We start from the raw sequence: 20,321 nt of genomic DNA, 5'->3' as shown, positions 1-20,321 counted from the left end.
CCATCCCCATTGGGCGCTAATGTTCACTTTTTTAATTTCTTTTAGTGAATCCCTGGCTATTATAGGCAGTATCATCCCAGGCTCTGTCACCATGACCGCTATTGGAATTTTGGCAGGCTCAGGCGTCATGCGTATTGATTTGACGCTGCTTGCAGCGACACTGGGTGCAATAGCGGGCGACGGTGTCAGCTACGCTTTGGGATATAAATTCAGGCATAGTTTACCAAACATCTGGCCTTTTTATCGTTATCCGCACTGGCTCAATTATGGCAGGGAATACTTTGCCAAACATGGTGGGAAAAGCGTTTTAATTGGCCGGTTCATAGGCCCGCTCCGTTCGATTATCCCGGTTATTGCCGGAATGATGCACATGAATGCTTGGCATTTTTTAATAGCCAATATCATTTCCGCAATTGGCTGGGCTATCCTCTATGTGATGCCGGGTGTTTTAGTCGGCGCAGCCAGCAGCGAATTATCAGCCGAAGGCGCCAGCAAACTGTTTCTCTTGATTATCATTTTACTGTTGTTAGCCTGGCTGCTTACAATAGGCATGAAATGGCTTTTTCAGCGCATTAATTCTCTCTTGAAAACAAATCTGCATCAATTTTGGTTATGGTCTAGAGAACATCCGCGCATGAGTTATTATTTTACATTGCTGACGCCGGAAACCGAAACGAATCACTATGCTACAGTCATGCTGATTTTATTATTTTTCCTCACCCTCCTTTTTTCCATTGTCCTGACCGCTCTGGTCGCCATAAGCAGTTTCATTCACTCGCTGGATGATACTGTGTATCTTTTTCTACAAAGCATACGCACGCAGCCTTTTGACCTTTTTTTCATTGCCATAAGCCTTTTCACCAGTGCTTTTGTTTTATTGGCCCTCATAATTTCCATCACTGTTTATTCCGTTTACTATAAAGATTGGCGCATGTTGCGCTATTGGTTGAGCATCAGTTTCTTTTGCACCATTCTTGTCTTTTTATTTTCGGAATTTATAAGCGTACCCAGCTTGCATGGAGGATTAATAGAATATAAAAAACATTTAACTTATCCGGCTACTAATCTTACGCTTGCCACCTCTTTATTCAGTTTTTTAATTTTCTACATTACGCGTTATAAAACCATTTTAACGCTTGGTATCCGCATTTTTTTACTGGTGATTTTACTTCTTGCGGGCATCAGTGAAATCTATTTAGGAAATAACTGGTTTTCGAGCGTGCTGGGTGCTTATTTTATTGGTTTTACCCTTTGTCTCGGACATTGGATTTTTTACCGGCAAGCACAATTAAGCAGCAACCGCTCACAATCACCTATTGTTTTTTCTTGCCTTGTTTTGGTGCTTACTGCAAGCCTGATGTATGGTTTTTGTTTTAAAAAAATCATTGATACAGATTATCCATATCTTAAGCCACACTTGTTAACCGAAGAAACCTGGTGGAAACAGCAATACCCCCTGCTTCCCCTTTTTACAACAAATCGCACCGGGCAGCCGGCGGGTACCTTTAATCTTCAGTATTCAGGTTCAATTAAAGCACTGGAAAAAAAGCTTGAGCAACAGGGGTGGAAAAAACAATCCAGCTCTTTTTTTCTTAAAATTTTATTACGTGCACAAGGCCAGCGCAGCAATGCCAAGCCCCTGGTGACTCAGTTTTATCGTAATAAAAAACCCGCATTAATTATGACCTATGGGAGCCATGGCGGCTCATCCTTGTGGATCATACAATTCTGGCGTTCGAATTATTATTTAAACCATTACAAACAACCAATATGGCTTGGTAGCATCGAGCCTGCAAATCATAATAAAATTTCTTCAGAGGGAAGTTTGCAAGATTTTCATCTCCTTACTTCCGCACTTTCCGGTTTCAGCTTTAATTGGGTTTCATTAAATAAGGAACAATTAAAAACAGGCAAACAAGTACAACCTACAACAATACTGCTTATCAAACAATCCTTATCCAAAGAGTAGCGACAACTTGTTTTTTCTAGGATAAAATGAATGCATCTTAAGGAGCAAGGATTTGCGATGATTGTACTAACTGGTGTAATTAATTATTTATTACCCTTTTTATGCTTGGTTTTTCTGCTCTTAGGCTTAAGTAAAAATCTTCTTAATTACATCCTGATTGCACTCTGGCTTTCATTAGTGGCTTTGCTAATTTCCTACCATGGAGCTGGTGGTGAAATTTTCGGCACTTACTTTAATTATAAAAATGCCCTCTTATATTCCTTAAATATAGTGATTGCAGTCATTGCCTTTTTATATGTTTGCTTCAACGTTTCCTCCTTCCAGGGAAAATATGTTCGCTATCTCATTGGATTTATTGCAGCCTTGGTCATTACCGGTAGTGCTTTATTGCTCATCAACTTGTGGATAAATGCCCGTTTCGTGGAGAGCCGCCTTCCTGGTACCGCACTCATGGAAGTTGTTACCTTTACCCCAGCGGAATATTGTAATAACCGTTTTGTATTTTACAAAATAGGTTCTAATGGTAAGGTAAGTTATTTATGTCCAAACCATTACGGGTTAATTCCATCCGTGGGGAATTTGGACACCCCTCCGGAATTTATTATTCGTCAACTAAACCGGCCAGTTGAAATTGAAAAACTAACGCCCAAGAAGGATAAAAACTAAAATGTGCTGCTTATAAATTGTTCCATTGCTTTAATTTTGCTACTATCGGTAAAAATTAAGTCTTATACTGCTATGCGATATATCATTTTATGCTTATTATTGTTGCACCATATGGCTGTGCATGCCATGGCGCCCAAAGTTAGTCTCGACAAAGCTATTGACAATGCAATCAAACGCTACGGGTTGCATTTTGAACCACAACTTAAACGGATGTTTGCCAAAGCACAGATATCCTACCCTCCTAAAGAAATTGCCCTGCTCGCCTTTAAGAAAGAAAGGCATATACAACTATGGGCAAAGGATGCCAATACTTCCTGGCGATATATTCACACCTATCCTTTGACAGCATTTAGTGGCCGGCTGGGCCCTAAACTCAAAGAGCACGACTACCAGATCCCGGAAGGCGTTTATCGTTTAACTTCATTTAATCCATTTAGCTCGCACCATTTATCCATGATGATCAATTATCCAAATCATTTCGATAGATTGCAGGCGATTAAAGATGGCCGGAAGCAGTTGGGTGGCAATATTTTCCTGCATGGTAAAGCTTCATCCGTTGGCTGTCTTGCCGTCGGCGATAAAGCCATTGATCAATTATTTTTATTGGCAAGAAGAGTAGGCTTAAATCACGTTAAAGTCATCATTGCGCCGAATGATCTTAGGAAAGAAAAGCCAGCAACAACCAATTTTGCGCAGCCGCGCTGGTTGCCAGAGCTTTATAAAGAAATATCCATGGCTTTGCATCAATTTCCCGTGCCCAAGGTCAGTTAATGCCATATTCTGATGCTGCAGTAATACGTTTTTATTAAGCCTTGGAATACAAAAGCATGCAAGAATAGTAATCTGGTTGTATTTTGCGCAAACCAGATTACCATTATGGTGAACTTTATTCGTGCTCTGGAGCAACTACGAATATTCCGGGAGCATTGCGTAAATACTCTTCGTAATCCATGCCATAGCCAAAAATATAATGATCATCTACTTGCAAGCCAACAAAATCGGCATTTTCCAAACCGTTTTCCACGCGCTTATGATGTTTGTCTACCAGTACTGCGCTTAAAACTTCTGCTGCTCCCATTGCTTTGACCTCAGCCAAAATAGCGGCTAATGTTACGCCACCATCCAGTATGTCATCCACCACTAAAACAGTACGGCCACGCAAGTCCAGACTGGGCTTGACTTTCCAATGTAATTCGCCGCCTTTTATTTCCCCACAGTAGCGCGTTGCATGCACGTAATCAACTTCCAGAGGAAAATCAAGGCGCGGCAATAAATTCCCCATAGGCACCAATCCGCCGATCATGACACAGATAATAACCGGATTTTTATCATGCAGCCGTTGATGGATGTTGATGGCCATTCTATCCAGTGCCGCTTCAACTTCTTTCGTAGTGAAAAGGCGGGTGGATTTCTCATAAACTTCTTGAATTTTACTTGGAATTGTCATTATTTTCTCAATCTCTAGATTTGCCGGGAACGGGAAACATGCTTACCTTACTTGTCTCTGGTGGGGTTTTATCACGAACTTTAGCAACTCCCTGCTTACTGACTTCGTCAATGCGAAGAATAGAGTACACAGGAATATAGGTGCGTTTAACATTATTAAATTCCAACTTTAATCGCTCCTCGGAAGGATCGACAACCAGAGAAGTGTTTTCGCCGAACACAAACTCTTCGACTTCGAGAAAGCCAAACATACTGCTTTCCTGGACTTGCCGTGCGTAAATTTCGTACACTGCCTCGGCATAGGAAAACATGATGCGATACAGCGTTTTGTTAGCCATAAAACATACCCAATAAGAAAGAACGCTAGTATACAAAAACAAGTAGCATGTTCAAATAATATAATGCTAAGACTTGCCCATTTTTATAAATGAGAAATTTATAAATGTCCTATTTGTTTTTTTAATACACGCCAAGGCAAAAATAAGATTTTTAAGGACAAAAATATAGCTAATTGCTATAATAATAACTACAAAATTGCTCACTCCAGGTTTCGCCTTCTTGAGGTATGTATGTTCTTTAATTTGCTGGCTGCAGGATCTTTCTATTATGAAGAGAATGCTCAAGGAGTTTCTTTTAGTGAAACTCCAACTCCTTTGTTTGCCCTCGAGCGGGCTATTAATGGGCAACGCGACTTTTTTTATCAAACATCAGAGGCAATCGCACGAAAAGAAAAGAAAAAAATAATTTTTTATGATGTTTGGAGAAGCTCAGAAAACATACCACGAAACCAAAATCCCACCGATGAAATTAACCATTTTTTAAATTACGATTTCGAAGTTTACCAAGTGGTGGGCGAGCGCCTGCAAAAAATAACCAATGCCAAACAATTATCTTCTACCCCTCCCAGGATTAATCGTCGGCAGTTAAGTGAGTTACTCAGCAAACATAAAATTGAAAACGATAAAACCTTTATTATCGATTATGAATATGTCAACAAACTAAGCGGCCTGGAAGCTGATGAATTGAATACAAAACAAATAGCAGCCAGCTCAAGTTTTCTGGAAAGGAGTCGAGATCTTAAAAGGAGAATTGAATTATTGCCAAAAACCGCCTGCGTACTAAACTTAGATGTTGAGCATTGTACTGGAACATTCCAAACCGGCATCGCAGCTACAGAAGACACAACCCACATCCTTAAACTGCTGGCAAACCCCGATTTTTGCCGGCAATTGGTTTATGTAGATTTGACACAGACAGAGATCAACGAAGAAATAGGAAGAAACATAACCCCTGAATTACCTCACTGTACCAAGTTGCATTTAACCGATGCATGGTTTTATATATTGGCTAATTTTATCCATTTAATTCCGGTTAAACATCTGGGAATTAAATTCTCAGCGGATTTGACGAAGTATACAGAAAGGTTAACTTTTTTAAAATATGCAGCTTCCTTACAGTCGCTGCAGCTCAATATCGCGGATGATACAAATTTCAAGCCCCTCGTTTTGCCTGAAAAATTGGAAAAGCTAGAAATAAAAAGAGAAAATAACAGAAATTCACCCAATCCGGCAGACACCTTACCATTAGCGCCTTCGCTTAAATCACTCACCATAAGTTCCAGTCAACAGCATGTTTTTTCTTTTCATGAAGCGCTTAAATTTGCACCAAACTTAGAACGCCTCATGATTCAAGGGAGTTCCATTAAATCCGATTTACATGCTCTGTCCCTGGCAAATTTAAGGTCATTGACCCTAACATCATGCGTCATATCGGCGGCACAACTTAAATTGATCCTGGAAAATGCCCCGAACCTAACCGCATTGGAATTAAAAAATGTAAACATCATTGGTAAATTAAGCTCCCTGGATCTGCCCAAATTAAAACATCTGAAGATTTCCAATTCTGACTTCAACAATACCATCAAGATAGTAAATGCTAATTTGGAACTGGAGCATTTAGAAATAGATAACACCTATTTTTTAGAATCTATTTTCGACACCCACCTGAAACCACAGGCAAAGCTTAAGCATTTGGGAATACTAGGGAAGCCATCCAGCGTAGTGCCTAAACTGATTGCTCCCCTGCTCTCCCCTACTTTAGTAAGCCTGGATTTGACCGGGGTTTCAGAAATAAAGGGGGAAGAGTCAACTCCTAATTTGCCAGAATTAAAACAAATTATTATCCCGGAAAAATTGCAGTTGACTAAATCTGCTTTTCTCAGCTTCCTGCTGAATGCCCCAAAGCTTCGTGAATTTGATTTTACAAATTTACAAATACTTGCAGCTCCTGAACAAGAAACTAATTTGCAATTGCCTAAACAAACGGGTTTAAGCCGGGTTGATTACACAAAGGATATTGCCCAACAGTTTAGTAAAAAAGAAATCGAATCCATTCTTCAGGCTGACAGTAATAAATTTATTTTAACTCTGGATGATTTATCTTTATTACCCGACATTAATTTCGAAAAATTACACGAACTTAAGATCAATTGGGGAGATACTTTAGATGCTAACTTTCATAAAGTTTTGGAAGCTGCTGCCCAATATCCTTTTGATTTTTCCTGCCGCTGCATGTTTGAGCCAGGCGGGATGGCAAGTTTTCATAAAAAAAATGGAGCATCGGTCGTTAGGATAGAGTATGAATTCGACGCACAATTATATGAAAAAATCATCCAAACCAGCAGCCTGCCTATTGACTTGGCTGTTACTACAAATACCAGTCAACCGTTACCCGAGGAATGGCGGGTGCCAACGGGGAAAACCTTCTTGCGGCTTTGCCTGTATGGGATAATCCTCTCTTTACCACAATATCAATCCTTTGCAGAACAATTACATCCAAATCAATTTTCCGAGGGGCATTTTGATCTTCATTTAAAAGCAGGCGTGGTGAGAATTGATTATAACCAAGGCCTGTTATTAATCACTCTCATTTCGGGTGATATTTCTGAAGAAGAGCTAGGCGGCATTATCACCGCCATACCTGCTCCTATTACTGCGCTAAATATCAACAACGTAAAGTTTCCTGATAATTTTACTCTCTCTTTGCCTGCTCTTAGGGAAATTACATTAAGAAATTGCTCTTGTACGAATTCGACTTTGAGAAATTTTACCTCTCTTCTAGGACAAGACGGCGAATTAAAAATTTCCAGTACTTTGGCAATACGGGATGAGCTGGAAGGTGACTATTCATTAGGGAAATTTAGCGGTACATACGTCAACACAACAAAATCACCATTCCTGGCAAAATTTTTGCCTGCGTGCAAATCTTTAAAAGAAATAGACCTTCATGGAAATAATGAAAGTTTACAATTGAAGGAAGATATTCCTTCGGTTGAAAAATTGATCATGAGGGAATGTTATGGCAATCAATCCAACCTGTTAAATCATTTGCCCAATGTGCAAAAAATAGAAGGGCACGGAATTTGCAATTGGACATCAACCCCCAACTTCAATAACCTAAACAACTTAAATCAATTAATATTAGATTACGGCTCGGATCAATTATTCCTAGATTTTATTGCCCATGCTCCAAATCTGAAAAAACTAGAGATAAGCGATTTAGTTTTAACAAGCCCTCTCAATTTTCCAAGCTTACCTTATTTAAATAGCGCAAAGTTTTCTCGTATCGTGATTTCCCTGGAAAATCTAATGGCGCTGATCGCAGCAGCCCCGCACTGTGAATTTGATTTATCGGAAACAGAAGTACATGGTGAGCGAGAAGAGTTCGAAATTTTTCTGGCAACAGAGCCCAAAATTAAAGGGCTACCCCGCATCCGCCCGTCTGTGCCGATTACGGCGAATGAAGCTGAAGCAGGTGAAACCATACAACCTGTGCAACCGCGCGACCCTGTTTTTCAGCCGCCAATGGCACCCCAACAACCTTCTGTTGACAAACAGGAAAAAAATAGCTGGTCTCAATCCATGCTCATTGATCGCTTAAAAGCATATTGCCAGTTAAAACATCCTGAACTGGCCCCTCTTTTTCCTGAGTTTGATAAAGGCATCTGCCAAGCTGTTTCCAAGTGGTATGCCGATACCGTAGCAACAGAAAATGAAGCAGCCTGGACGAAAAAACTAGATAAGCTAAGGGATTGGAGCAAACGCTCTTGCCCCAGAGAGATAGAGCCGTTGCTGAAAGAATTGTTGCACTATGCTTTAAAATACCAGATTCGCTGGCCTGAAACTCAAGCCATCCCGGTTAATAACCTGCCGCAAATATTGGCCAATCCCCCACGCCACCCCATTTACATTGCCAATGCCTGGCATCGCACGTGCCTACTTTTTAAAGACAATACATGGCATTTCTTTGATCCTAATTTTCAGGCAGGTACCGCCAAACAATTTAAACGACAAGATATAGTCAAACTGGTCAAGCAAATTTACGAAACTCAGGGCCATGGCTTGAGGGTACTCTCGTTTCATGAATTGCCGAAAGCCACCTGGTCTCTTGAGACCGAACACATCGATGCGTTTATTGCAGATGGCGGTTTTTATCTCCTTCTTGCGGAAAAAGACACAACGAAACTACAAGCTATAAACCCCAACCATCTATCTAAAAAAGCTTTGGAAGGTTTGTTCTGGCTCAGCAATGAAGATAAACCATTCTGGCAGCAGGGTTTGCTAAATCCTCCAAGCCGTGAAAAAACACTAGACTTGCTTGAGCGAGCTGCTGTGGTGCTGAAGGCTGAATTTACAGCAAAAATAAAGAAAAATCTGGAAGCATTGTCCGAGCCTGAAGCCAATGAACTTGCAAGCATTTTAAAAAAGGAAAATACGCAATTTACAGCGTTGATTTTAAATATAATGGAAACCATTCCAGCCTATGCTCCAGTAAAACCTAAAAAAAATATTGAACAAAACCTGAATGATTTGGAACAAAATTTTAAAAAAGATCCACTTTTGCACAAAATTGAAGAAAAAATTATTGCTGCAGAACAAGCGAAACAAATACAGGCAGAAGAAGCAAGAAAACCAATCACGCCAAAGCCTTCAGAAGTATCAAAAAAATCTGTAGAAGCAGCACAAGAAACGCAAGGAGTAGAAGCTAAAAAACCGGTCGCTCAAAAGCTTTCCAAAGCACAAAAAACATTGGAAAATATAACTGATCTGGATTTTTTCCTGTCCAATGCTCATAAACAAAAACCAAAACTTCCCGAGCATGGCCGCTTTAAAACCTGGGAAGCTAAAAATCCCGCAAAGATTTCGTCTCTAGAACAACTTGACTTATCATTATTCAGCCATCAACAAGAAAATGTTCTTCTTTATTTGCAAAGTCAGGTAGATTTACAAAACTACATCCATCATCTACAAAGCTCAAACCTTGCTCAAAACCGCGGCTTATTTATCATCAATAACATGGATGACTTAAAATGTGCCACCCACTGCATCAAACTGGATAAAAATGGAAAAGGACACATTGAAAAAGGCAGTCCTTTATCGCAATTTTTACATGAACATGAAAATAAAGCGCCCATCATCGTAGTCAATTGGAGCAATTTCACCCCGCAGGAATTAGTCCAGGCCAATACGATCCTTGATGAAACAAGGCGTGCTGACGGTACTAACGTTCCGCTTAAAGCCGTTGTTTTGGGACTACAAAATATCAATGATCCGAATTTATATTCAGGCAGTGATTTCAGCTCCCGCCAGCACCACATCATGGAAATGCCAGCTGGGCTTGATATCCCTGCAGTATCTCTCCCTGCAGTCTTGACTGAAAACGATACGTTTGAAACGATTACTGTTGATTTTTATAATGAATCCAACTGGCAAGCTCATTTATATGGAAAGTGGCAGTTAACAGAGAATGCTTTACAGTTTAGCCCAAGCCCGTTAATCGCTGCACTGGAAGCGCAAAAACCGCCCACTGCCCTAAAAATAGTGCTTAAAAACGCTCCCTGGCATCTTCCTGATTTTCGTTTTGCTTTAAATACGCTCGTCAGCCAAAAACGGATGGATTTATACGGCCGCTCATTTAATATTCCTGCCAAAGTGACTATTGAATCCGCAAGTGGTTATGAGTTAGAGCCATTACTCAGCGAAGAAACCGTACAATTTAAACAAGGCTTGGCTCAAGACTTTGATTACGTTTTAAATCCGGGAAATTTTGAGCATTTCTTCACGAATTTTGAAATCAAGGGAGACACACTCACCACTTTACCGGGTTTCCTGGAGCAACATGCAGGCACAAAAGAAACACCAAAATCGCTCCACCTTTATCTCACCCGCGCACTGCCTTTATCTTCTTTTGCACGCTTACTCACCGCGGCCAAGCATCAACATTGCCAGTTAAACATCACCTTGGCCGCTGGCGTAGCATTACCGGAAGAGGTGGCAAAACGAGTCAAAATAACACCGCTCCAGGAAAAATCATTAATAAAAAACGCACACAATCCGCAAGTCGTTATTAGCAATGATTTGGCACTCAGCAAAAAAATCTTGCAAAAAGAAACGTCATTTAATCAAGTCATCAACCTCAGCGAATTGACTAAATCGGATATATTTTATGCCATAGAGGGGAAGTCTAATGGAACAAACCTTGCTTTCAGAGAAAAAATCAGTTCGATATGGCAAGCCCTGCGCCAAGGCGAGTCAGTTCTTTTAACCGGAAAATTGACACCGGAAATTGCAGACAGCCTGGCTCCTTTATTTAAAGAAAATGGCGGTACTTATCATAATGGGCAAATAGAAACTTATCAGGGAAAATTGGTTCTCTTAACTGATTCAGCCGAGCTCCTTTCTTTTTCGCCTCACAAAGTTGAAAAACACATTTCGCTAAAAGAACGCCTGGATGCATTGGCTAGCAAACAAAAAGAAAGATTGTTGCAGCATTATGCTCCACAGCAATTGGAAGCATTTTCCTACTCTTACCTTGAAACCCTGGCCAACGAAACCAGCTTGCCGGCCGACCCTGCTGCACTCAGAACACCGCTTTATCATCTTCCTGAAGAATTGCCCGCTTCTCTGGATGTGGTTTTCGATTTAAGCGAAGAGAAAGCAAGCCAATTTGAGGCTTCCCGTAAAGAAGAAGTGCTTGCTGCTTTAAAAAAACAACCCGTTCTTTTTCTTTCAGGAAAAACTGGCGTGGGCAAGAGCAGCTTTATGAATAGCCTGGCTGCTGAAAAAAACATCAGCGTTCATTTTGAGAATATTGAAACCTGGGCAAAAGCTAAAGATGGCTTACAAATTTTATTCATTGACGAAGCCAACTTAGAACATACGGACTGGTCTTCTTTTGAAGATTTGTACAGCCTACCCAAAGGCATATACCATAAGGGTGTTTATTATCCCTTATCTGCAAACCATGTAGTTATTTTCGCCGGCAATCCCGCAAGCTACGGCGGGGAGCGCAGCATGCCGCGCCTCTTTATTGAGCATCCGAATGTCGTGACCTTTAAAAACATGACGGATGCATATCTTTATCAACGTGTATTAAAATCTTTATTAAACGGTGTGAATGAAGCAGAGAAAGCAGGCAAACTTTTTCTGAAAACCTACCGTAAAATTTTAACTTTTGATGAAACTGCAATCAGTGCACGTGAATTACTGATGATGGCACAACTCCTCAAAGCCAAAACTGTCCCGCAGGATGAATACGAACGCGCCAAACACAGCGCCTATCAAATTGCTTTGATGGTTTTGAATAAAGAGCAGCATGTACCTTTTCAAAACTGGTTTAAGGAAACTTTTGGCTCATTATCCGAAGAAAAAATAGCCTTTCCTAAAACTGTGGGCCATCCTGGTGCCAGGGAAGAAGATAAATTTTTACTGACGTCAACGCACCAACCGGTATATCAAAGCTTGTTTGAAATGATAAAAATCCGCGAAAACAAGCAAAAAGAAAATCTTAAGGATGTTCCGGTCGGCATATCCGGCATTGTGCTGGAAGGTGAACCTGGTGTTGGCAAAAGCCAACTGGTGAAACAAGTGCTTCTTTCCGAAGGGTATGAAGAAAAGCACATTAAGGACAGTAAGCCTTTTAATTTGGCTGACGAAAAAGAAGAAATTGAAAAAAATGGGGCGAGCAAGCAATTTTATTATTTGCCAGCGAGCATGAGCGTCAGCGCGAAAATTAATGTTTTGAATCGCGCCTTCCACGAGGGCGCAGTTGTCATTATCGATGAATTTAACACATCCGTTATGTTAGAACGGATGATGAATGCCCTGCTCATGGGCCGGGATCTACAAAACCGCACCGCGCTTAATCCAGGGTTTACGCTCATCGGCACCCAAAATCCCATGTCCATGGCAGGAAGACGTCAACCTAGCCTGGCTCTCCAACGCCGCCTGCTGCAGTGCAATTACCCGGACTACACGACTGCGGAAATGGTCGCCGTTTTGCAACACCGTGGTTTAAACGAGAAAGAGGCATGCCATTTGGTCTTTGATTTTTTGGAAAGTCGCCGTTATGCACGCTCTCTTAATCTAAATCCGGAACCAAGCTTTCGCGATTTGTTAAAAGCTGGCAAAGAAACCTTGCTTGCCCAGGCAAAAGCCGTAACTATTGCTGTCGAAGCGCCTGTAAATCAAGAAGACAAGGCAAGCCTTGAGCAAGGAATGCTGCAGGATTTGCAGCTCCCTCACACCCAGGAAGTCTTAACTTCTGCCCACCAGGCAGAAGATAACCTCGAACCACATAAAAAATTGCCCGTAGAGGAAAAGATTACAGTGGCAAGCCAGGACAATCAAAGCATTGCACCACATAAAGAAGTAATTTCGGAAATGGGAACCCCAAGCCATGACACCCAGCTCCCCATGGACAAAAACCCGGAAAAAATATCAGTAGCACCATCAGCTAATGTAAATGCATCCAACCCTGAAAATATTAAAGCCGATAAAACGTCACCCTATGACCCAACGCTCTTTAAATCTGCAACAAACCAGAAACTTTCATCAGTAAAAAATTATTATAAATTCGGTAAAGACCCGCGCAATCATCGCTACATTGTGGAAGTTGACCATTTGCCTGAGAAAGGCGATCAATTAAAAGGGAAAATATTAAAAAATCTTAGAAAAGCCTTAAATCTTGCTATTGCAGACAGCAGCAGCCTGCAGGAATTGGACAGCGAAATAACCAGAATAAAAAAAGACTATGAATTTGAACTCAATACATTAAAAACAGCACAGGATATCACCACATGGCTGTTTGGACTAAGAACCGATTCGTTTAAAGCCTTTGAAAAAATGTGTAAGGACGCGCGTGAAATCGTCATAAAAAATGCATCTTCACCCAAACTGTAATCCATCAGGTAGCCAAAGACGATTTTCCCTGCAACACCAATTCGCCTTCGCTTTTTATTAGTAAATCGGGCGAACAATACTGATATTTTTGCATGATTAAACAATAAAAACCGGCTGGGAAAGGCCAAATCATTTTACCCATCGCATTCATAAACTCTAAAGCTTGTATGAAGCGATGGTGTTTTACCGGGGGAACGTAATAAAAACTGTTATGCGAACACTGCTGATATCCTCGATTTAACATGGCCCGTTTTATTGTGAACGAAGAAACCAAGGAGATCGAGCCATGAGCAAAGCAATGCAGATGCCCCCATTTAAGTGATGCCCCCCAAAAACTCCAGGGATTGATACCTAAAAATATAATATACCCCATAGGCTTAATGATGCGATCCATTTCATCCAGAGGATTTTTATCACCACGAAAAGCCTCAAGAGTTAATGGCGCAATCAGGCATTCAATACTATCTCGCTCTATGGGCAAATGGTTTACAGAAGAAATAATACTGCTTTTTTTATAATCAATATATGGGGTGATGATCCACTTATGCCGAAACTTGAACGCAGGAAGCCAACTATTGTCACCGCAATTACCTAATTGCAGTAAAGTCGTCCCGCTGATTTGCTCACAAATTTCATTAAGCTCCGCTGCAAACGCCAAACCAATGCGCGCCCCTTGCGGTGTGTTAAACCACTCATCTAACGAGCGATATTTAAATGCTTGTTCTTCCAATGCCAATTTAAGCTATTAATTAAACGAGACGTATTTTTTACTATACACTCACCCATTGAAACAAGCTACCGATGATATTTGCTAGTGATCATTCAATCCTTGCAATAATCTAGGCAATTTTAATGCAGCTATGTTTTTTTTTGTCTATAGTTATCACATACTTAATAAATTGATTTATAGGATTATGGCGGTTGCTCAAGAAGATCACTTACATGGAATTGCTCAACTTTTAGTTCAAGAAAAGCTGTTGGATAGAGAAAAAGCCTTAATTTATCAAAAAGCTGCTGTAGCTAACAAGCTTAGTTTACAGCAATATTTGGTAGCCAATCGCATCCTTTCTGCAAAACAAATCGCTGTCTCTGTGGCACAAAATTTTGGTGTTCCCCTGATTGATTTAGATTGTGTGGATCTGGATGCCATTCCTGCAGCCATTGTCAGTGACAAATTAATAAAACGCCACGGTCTAATTCCATTGTTCAACCGTGGCAAACAATTGTATTTGGCTATGGATGATCCCAGTAAGCATTCGTCTTTAAAAGAAATTCAATTCCACACAGGGTTATACCCTACACCCTTAGTAGTCGAGACAGATAAATTACAAGATTTCATTGATAACCTGCTCCACGAAAAAGAAAGCCAGGGGTTAGCTCATTATTTTGAAGAATCCCAGGAAATCGACGGCGTAGAATTCAGTACGGATGACGAAGAAAAAGAAGCGGAAACGCTAGGCTTGTCCAGCGAAGATGCACCCATTGTAAAATTCGTCAACCGCATTGTAGTGGAAGCCATAAAAAAAGGCGCTTCCGATATCCATTTCGAACCCTATGAACGCACATTTCGCATTCGCTACCGGCAAGACGGCATCTTAAATGAAGTAACGGCTCCGCCTATCAGCTTAGCTTCCCGCATTGCAGCCCGTATTAAGGTGATGGCCAATCTTGACATTTCGGAACGGCGCATACCGCAAGATGGGCGCTTTAAATTGAAATTATCCCCTACCCGCTCGGTCGACTTTCGGGTAAGCACCTGCCCTACTGTGGCTGGCGAAAAAGTAGTGATGAGACTCCTTGATCCAGGCGCTACCAAGCTAGGAATTGAATCGTTAGGATTTAGCAAAACACAAAAAGAACATTTTCTACGCGCCGTTGGCCGTCCGCAAGGAATGATTTTAGTAACAGGTCCCACCGGAAGCGGTAAAACGGTGACTCTTTATTCCGCTTTAAATCTTTTAAATACGCCGGAAAGGAATATTTCCACTGCCGAAGATCCGGTAGAGATAAAAGTTTCCGGCATTAATCAGGTGAACATCAACCCTAAAGCTGGCTTGACTTTTTCAGGCACTTTGCGTTCTTTCTTACGCCAAGATCCAGACATTATCATGGTAGGGGAAATACGTGATCTGGAAACCGCTGAAATTGCAATTAAAGCCGCACAAACCGGACACTTGGTATTGTCCACTCTGCATACAAACAGCGCCGCAGAATCGCTTACCCGTTTGGTTAACATGGGGATCCCTTCTTTTAATATTGCAAGCTCTGTAAGTCTTATCATCGCGCAGCGCCTGGTACGCCGTTTATGCGAACAATGTAAAATGATCCGGGATGATATACCCGCCTCCAGTCTTTTGGAATTAGGTTTTTCTGAAACCGACATTAAAAATCTGCATATTTATAAAGCAGAAGGCTGCTCCCAGTGTACAAATGGTTATCGCGGCCGGATTGGACTATTTGAAGTCATGCCCATGTCTAAAGAACTGGGGGGCTTGATTATGTCCGGAGGTAACTCTTTAGATATTTTGCATATTGCCCAAAAAGAAGGCATGGTTACCATCTATCAATCGGGACTGCAAAAAATTAAAGAAGGGGTGACAACCATTGAAGAAGTAAACCGAGTCACGGTGGATTAGGATCATGGCAAAAAATGATGAAACACTGACCCGCTACAGATGGGAAGGAGTGAACCAGTCTGGTGAAAAACTGCAGGGTGTTATTGAGGCACGCAGCATGACTATCGCCAAGGTAGAGTTACGCAAGCAAGGGGTGATTCCACGCAAAATTGTAAAAAAAAGAAAACCATTATTCAGCCGAAAAAACCGGAAAATAAAACAAGCCGACATTGCCGTTTTTAGCCGGCAACTAGCCACGATGATTGGAGCCGGGATCCCTTTGATTCAAGCATTTGACATCGTTGCCAAGGGGCAGAGCAACCAACGCATGCAAGATTTGATTGAAACGATTAAAAAAGATGTAGAATCAGGCTCAACTCTCGCCGAGTCTTTACGCAAACATCCAGCCCATTTTAATGAATTGTTTTGTAACCTGGTTGATGCCGGTGAAAAATCTGGCTCTTTAGATCTCATGCTGGAAAAAATTGCCGCTTATAAAGAAAAGATTGAAACGATAAAAAGAAAAATAAAGAAAGCGCTGACTTATCCCATAGCTGTTATGGTGATTGCATTTTTGGTAACCGCAGGGCTGTTAATTTTCGTCGTGCCACAATTTGAATCCTTGTTTAAAGGGTTTGGGGCAGATTTACCAGCCCTCACCCGCGGGGTTATTTCCCTTTCCGAATTTTTCCAAGCTTATTGGTATATCATTTTTGGTATGTTAGGGCTTGCCATTTATGCCTTTATATATGCACGCAATCATTCTGAAAATTTTGCGCATACCATTGATCGTTATTTATTGAAAATTCCTATTATCGGTCCCATTATCGAGAAAGCAGCCATTGCCCGTTTCTCACGTACGCTGTCGATTACTTTTGCCGCAGGATTGCCCTTGGTAGAAGCCTTGAAATCTGTAGCAGGTGCCACAGGTAATTACTTATATGCAAATGCAACGGATCGAATTCGTGAAGAAGTTTCAAGCGGTCAACAAATGCAAGTAGCCATGGAAAATACCAAATTGTTTCCGAACATGGTGGTGCAGATGATTGCTATCGGAGAGGAATCCGGCGCATTGGAACAAATGCTGACTAAGGTGGCTGATTTCTATGAAGAAGAAGTAGACAATGCCGTCGATTCGTTAAGCAGTTTATTAGAACCGATGATCATGGCAATATTAGGAGTCCTGGTGGGCGGATTAGTCGTTGCGATGTATTTGCCTATCTTCAAACTTGGCTCCGTGGTGTAACTTTATGTTAAATGAAATTACTCAAGCATCTCCTCTGGCTCTCCATATTTTTTTAGCCTTATTTTTTCTGGCCGTGGGCAGTTTACTAAATGTGGTCATATATCGTCTGCCCTTGATGCTTAAAGCAGAATGGTTGGCTGAATGCCGCTGCCTCCTCGAATTACCTGCTGAGCCTACGGCAAGAATAAATCTATTTTTACCGCGCTCTTTTTGCCCAGGCTGCAAAACCACGATTCCCTTTTGGCATAATATTCCCCTACTTAGCTACTGTGTATTGAGGGGCAAATGCAGCCACTGTGAAACCCGTATTCCCTTGCGCTACCCCCTCGTTGAATTACTCTCTCTCCTACTTTCTTTTTTGGCATTTTGGCATTTTGGCATAAGTTTAAGTTTCGTTTTTTCCCTGTTGTTTATATGGTTGTTATTAATCATTTGCTTTATTGATATACAGCATCAATTACTCCCAGACCCATTGAGCTTGAGTTTGCTCTGGCTTGGATTAATTGCAAATACTCAAAGTTTGTTCACTTCCTTACCAGATGCGGTATTAAGTGCTGCCGCGGCTTATATGAGTTTATGGCTTTTTATAAAACTTTTTTATTGGTTTACGGGTAAAATCGGCATGGGGCACGGAGATTTTAAACTGTTCGCCGCTTTTGGCGCTTGGTTTGGATGGATGCAACTGCCATTTATCCTGCTCCTTTCATCCGTTATAGGCGGTATTTTTGGCATTATTTATTTAAAAACGACCAAACAAACTAAAGAAACCCCCATCGCATTCGGCCCTTTTCTTTGCCTGGCTGGATTGGTTTCATTATTTTATGGAGAAAACATTATACGATGGTATTTAAAGCTCTATATTTAGTCTCTTAGCTCGTGACTTCGCTCGTTTGCCCACCGATTCTATTCATGAGATTGCTTAAGCCAGTTAAAAAACACTGTATCCCATGCATATTGAAAAGGCATCGTAACACCCTGCATAAATATCAATTTGTATCTCGCAGCAAACAGATATACCCATAGCTGCTGAAATATAATTAAAACACGTCTCAATTGAGAAAGAAGTCTAATTATTTTCAAAATTAATAAAAACAGCATCGATCGCTCGATTACCAAGGAAATGGATTACCTTTTACTGCAGTACTTATTTGAAATCATTGGTCAAATTTAGATGCATTTATTGTGCTTGCAGATAAAATTTATGTGAGAGCCAAAATCATGTTCCTTTTTTTGGCTCTTGCTTAAGCGCAGGGATGTCAATTTCCTCAATTGCCTTACTGGCTTTATTAAGGATCTTTTCAGAAGCAGTTGCTGGATGAAAAAAGAAACGACCAGTTAATGCGTAGTTAACCACAAACGCCGTGCCCAAAGTTACCAAAGCAATGGCCAGATTGGTTAAAATTTTCTTTACCCCCCTATGTTTCTCAAGTTCTGGCGTAGCTTTGTCAATGGCTTCCTGGCAGGTTTGCCTGAATGCTTTTGCTCGTTCAGACAACTTGCTTTTTTCCTCAATCTCACGAGCGTCTTTCATGTAATCCATATAAGCCAGCTGCAGGGTATTTAACAGCTCATGCGTTCCACGGGTAGCTGCTTTTTCATCACGTGTTACAAAATCAGAATGTTTTTTTGACAATTCAGCACAGCATTGATGAAACCTGTTAAATGCATCGAGGTATTTCCCTGACTCTTCCTCGCTTAATAATGGATATTTTTCTCTGGTTTTTTTTATATCGGTAGAAGAAAAATTTTTAATTTGCTCAGGATAAAGCTTAATGGATTCTTGGTACTGATGCTCAACTTGCTTCCTCGCCTCATTTTTGGCCTCATTCAGGTATCGCTCGGCAATATCGTCTAATTTTTCCTGGTAAGCCTGTATTTGCGCTTCGTTCTCAGGTATCGGAATATTTTCCATATCCTCCCTGGCAAATTTATAGTAGTCACTATTCTCTATCCGAACAACAGTCGAAGTGTCCTCATTATAAAAGGGGGACTCTTTACGTATCATAAAAGGATATAGTGGTTTGAGCTCAGACCTTAGAAATGCTGATTCAAGTGCTGATTTTACTTTTTGTTGAGCCCTATCATAATCTGCCCTGCCACTCACTTTGTTGTGTAATTCCTTGGGAAGTAACGATTTGATGTGGGTGATTTCTTTCTCATCATCACTACTGATAATGATATGAGCTAATTTGTTGCAGTCCACAAATGCAGTGTTATCAATGTCTGTGAGGCCTTTTGGCAGGCAAATTTTAGTTAAGTTAATGCAGCCCTTAAATGCAGAGGCACCAATACGAGCGACGCCTTCCGGCACGTTGATTTCGGTTAAGTTATTGCAGCCCGCGAATGCAGCGGCACCAATGTCTGTGAGACTTTTTGGCAGGTAAATTTTAGTTAAGTTAATACAGTCCTTAAATGCAGAGTCACCAATATGAGTGACACCTTCCGGGACATTAATTTCGGTTAAGCTGCAGCAATAAATAAATGTACCAACAGGAATAATGGCAACGTTTTTTGGCCAATTAATTTTGGTTAAGCTGCTGCAGCCCTCAAATGTACAACGTTCAATAGTGGTTAGGCTTTCTGGCAGATCAATTTGGGTTAAGTTTCTGCAACCACTAAATGCAAAAGGGTTAATATGAGTGACGCCTTCTGGCACGTCAAGTTTTTTTAAATTTATGTGATTGCTAAATGCCCCCCAATCAATTACCCTTACGGACTCAGGGATATCGAAAGTGCCATTTTTTATGTCTGCATCGCGAACTTCTCTTAAAATGCTGCCATCATTCATGGGACGCATTGCTTTACTCTCACTTGTAATTAATGAATATAAGTATACAATATGATTTACTTATTGACAATTCATGCAAAAATTAATTGAATAGACACATCTGAATTCAACGAATCATTTCAATAAATACTGTAAAAAGAAATATTACAAAAAGTTATTTCCCTGGACCTTAGCTAGGTTCTGTCGACATTTATCTTAACCAAAGGGCGGTTGCAGGAATATAAATGAACAATAAAAAAGATTGAGCAAGTTTATCATATCGTGTTGCCACTCTTCTAAAATGTTTGAGTTTATTAAACATGCGTTCGATAAGGTTGCGTTCTTTATAAATATCTTTGTCATACTCCCTGAG

General features: G+C 40.8%; 12 protein-coding genes. 7 read left to right on the top strand and 5 right to left on the bottom strand.

From position 1 onward, the window contains the following. The first annotated feature begins 19 nt into the window (after positions 1–19). The 3 genes from ELY11_RS05840 to ELY11_RS05830 all read left to right on the top strand — a co-directional run bounded on the left by ELY11_RS05840 (position 20) and on the right by ELY11_RS05830 (position 3,406). Complete coding sequence (locus tag ELY11_RS05840) at positions 20–1,969, top strand: VTT domain-containing protein (RefSeq protein ID WP_158615176.1); 1,950 nt, start codon at positions 20–22, stop codon at positions 1,967–1,969. Between the two features lie 57 nt (positions 1,970–2,026). After that, a complete protein-coding gene (locus ELY11_RS05835) occupies positions 2,027–2,635 on the top strand; it encodes a type I secretion system protein LssZ (protein WP_126954924.1) in 609 nt (202 codons plus the stop codon). A 72-nt stretch (positions 2,636–2,707) separates the two neighbouring features. Next, entirely contained in the window at positions 2,708–3,406 is a 699-nt protein-coding gene (locus ELY11_RS05830; protein WP_127032687.1) for a L,D-transpeptidase family protein, read from the top strand. Between the two features lie 115 nt (positions 3,407–3,521). On the opposite strand, the gene ELY11_RS05825 is transcribed toward ELY11_RS05830, so the two are convergent. Then, a complete protein-coding gene (locus ELY11_RS05825) occupies positions 3,522–4,082 on the bottom strand; it encodes a hypoxanthine-guanine phosphoribosyltransferase (RefSeq protein ID WP_126954922.1) in 561 nt (186 codons plus the stop codon). Positions 4,083–4,089: 7 nt separating this feature from the next. Continuing rightward, the gene (locus tag ELY11_RS05820) at positions 4,090–4,419 is read right to left on the bottom strand and encodes a DUF1820 family protein (protein ID WP_127032686.1); all 330 of its coding nucleotides are present in this window, start codon (positions 4,417–4,419) and stop codon (positions 4,090–4,092) included. A gap of 231 nt (positions 4,420–4,650) precedes the next feature. On the opposite strand from ELY11_RS05820, the gene ELY11_RS05815 reads away from it, so the two are divergent. Beyond that, positions 4,651–13,320 carry a hypothetical protein gene (locus ELY11_RS05815; RefSeq protein WP_127032685.1) on the top strand — a complete coding sequence of 2,890 codons (8,670 nt, stop codon included), beginning with the start codon at positions 4,651–4,653 and terminating at the stop codon, positions 13,318–13,320. A 4-nt stretch (positions 13,321–13,324) separates the two neighbouring features. Here ELY11_RS05815 and ELY11_RS05810 read toward each other — a convergent pair whose 3' ends face one another. Continuing rightward, positions 13,325–14,056 (bottom strand): methyltransferase, encoded by a 732-nt coding sequence (locus ELY11_RS05810; RefSeq protein ID WP_127032684.1) that lies wholly within the window; start codon positions 14,054–14,056, stop codon positions 13,325–13,327. Between the two features lie 178 nt (positions 14,057–14,234). Between ELY11_RS05810 and pilB the strand changes: the two genes are divergently transcribed. Genes pilB through ELY11_RS05795 form a run of 3 tightly spaced genes read left to right on the top strand, consistent with a single transcriptional unit; the run spans position 14,235 to position 18,046 of the window. Beyond that, positions 14,235–15,956, top strand: coding sequence for a type IV-A pilus assembly ATPase PilB (gene pilB, locus ELY11_RS05805; RefSeq protein ID WP_126954918.1), 1,722 nt, complete (start codon positions 14,235–14,237; stop codon positions 15,954–15,956). Between the two features lie 4 nt (positions 15,957–15,960). Then, positions 15,961–17,181: a type II secretion system F family protein gene (locus ELY11_RS05800; protein WP_126954917.1), complete on the top strand. Its 1,221-nt coding sequence runs from the start codon at positions 15,961–15,963 to the stop codon at positions 17,179–17,181. 4 nt (positions 17,182–17,185) lie between these two features. Further along, positions 17,186–18,046, top strand: a complete 861-nt coding sequence (locus ELY11_RS05795; RefSeq protein WP_126954916.1) for a prepilin peptidase — start codon at positions 17,186–17,188, stop codon at positions 18,044–18,046. 351 nt (positions 18,047–18,397) lie between these two features. Here ELY11_RS05795 and ELY11_RS05790 read toward each other — a convergent pair whose 3' ends face one another. After that, positions 18,398–19,969, bottom strand: a complete 1,572-nt coding sequence (locus ELY11_RS05790) for a leucine-rich repeat domain-containing protein (protein WP_158615175.1) — start codon at positions 19,967–19,969, stop codon at positions 18,398–18,400. A 190-nt stretch (positions 19,970–20,159) separates the two neighbouring features. Next, a partial coding sequence (locus ELY11_RS05785; RefSeq protein ID WP_148110509.1) for a transposase occupies positions 20,160–20,321 on the bottom strand: 162 nt, incomplete at its 5' end.

This window comes from Legionella septentrionalis (assembly GCF_003989745.1).
In the GTDB taxonomy this organism is placed as follows: domain Bacteria; phylum Pseudomonadota; class Gammaproteobacteria; order Legionellales; family Legionellaceae; genus Legionella_A; species Legionella_A septentrionalis.
This window is presented reverse-complemented; position numbering and strand designations above follow the sequence as displayed.

Bases quoted from the DNA above. Each gene is read 5' to 3' on its own strand.
- ELY11_RS05840 (WP_158615176.1), top strand. From the start codon at position 20: ATGTTCACTTTTTTAATTTCTTTTAGTGAATCCCTGGCTATTATAGGC.
- ELY11_RS05835 (WP_126954924.1), top strand. From the start codon at position 2,027: ATGATTGTACTAACTGGTGTAATTAATTATTTATTACCCTTTTTATGC.
- ELY11_RS05830 (WP_127032687.1), top strand. From the start codon at position 2,708: ATGCGATATATCATTTTATGCTTATTATTGTTGCACCATATGGCTGTG.
- ELY11_RS05825 (WP_126954922.1), bottom strand. From the start codon at position 4,082: ATGACAATTCCAAGTAAAATTCAAGAAGTTTATGAGAAATCCACCCGC.
- ELY11_RS05820 (WP_127032686.1), bottom strand. From the start codon at position 4,419: ATGGCTAACAAAACGCTGTATCGCATCATGTTTTCCTATGCCGAGGCA.
- ELY11_RS05815 (WP_127032685.1), top strand. From the start codon at position 4,651: ATGTTCTTTAATTTGCTGGCTGCAGGATCTTTCTATTATGAAGAGAAT.
- pilB (WP_126954918.1), top strand. From the start codon at position 14,235: ATGGCGGTTGCTCAAGAAGATCACTTACATGGAATTGCTCAACTTTTA.
- ELY11_RS05800 (WP_126954917.1), top strand. From the start codon at position 15,961: ATGGCAAAAAATGATGAAACACTGACCCGCTACAGATGGGAAGGAGTG.
- ELY11_RS05795 (WP_126954916.1), top strand. From the start codon at position 17,186: ATGTTAAATGAAATTACTCAAGCATCTCCTCTGGCTCTCCATATTTTT.
- ELY11_RS05790 (WP_158615175.1), bottom strand. From the start codon at position 19,969: ATGAATGATGGCAGCATTTTAAGAGAAGTTCGCGATGCAGACATAAAA.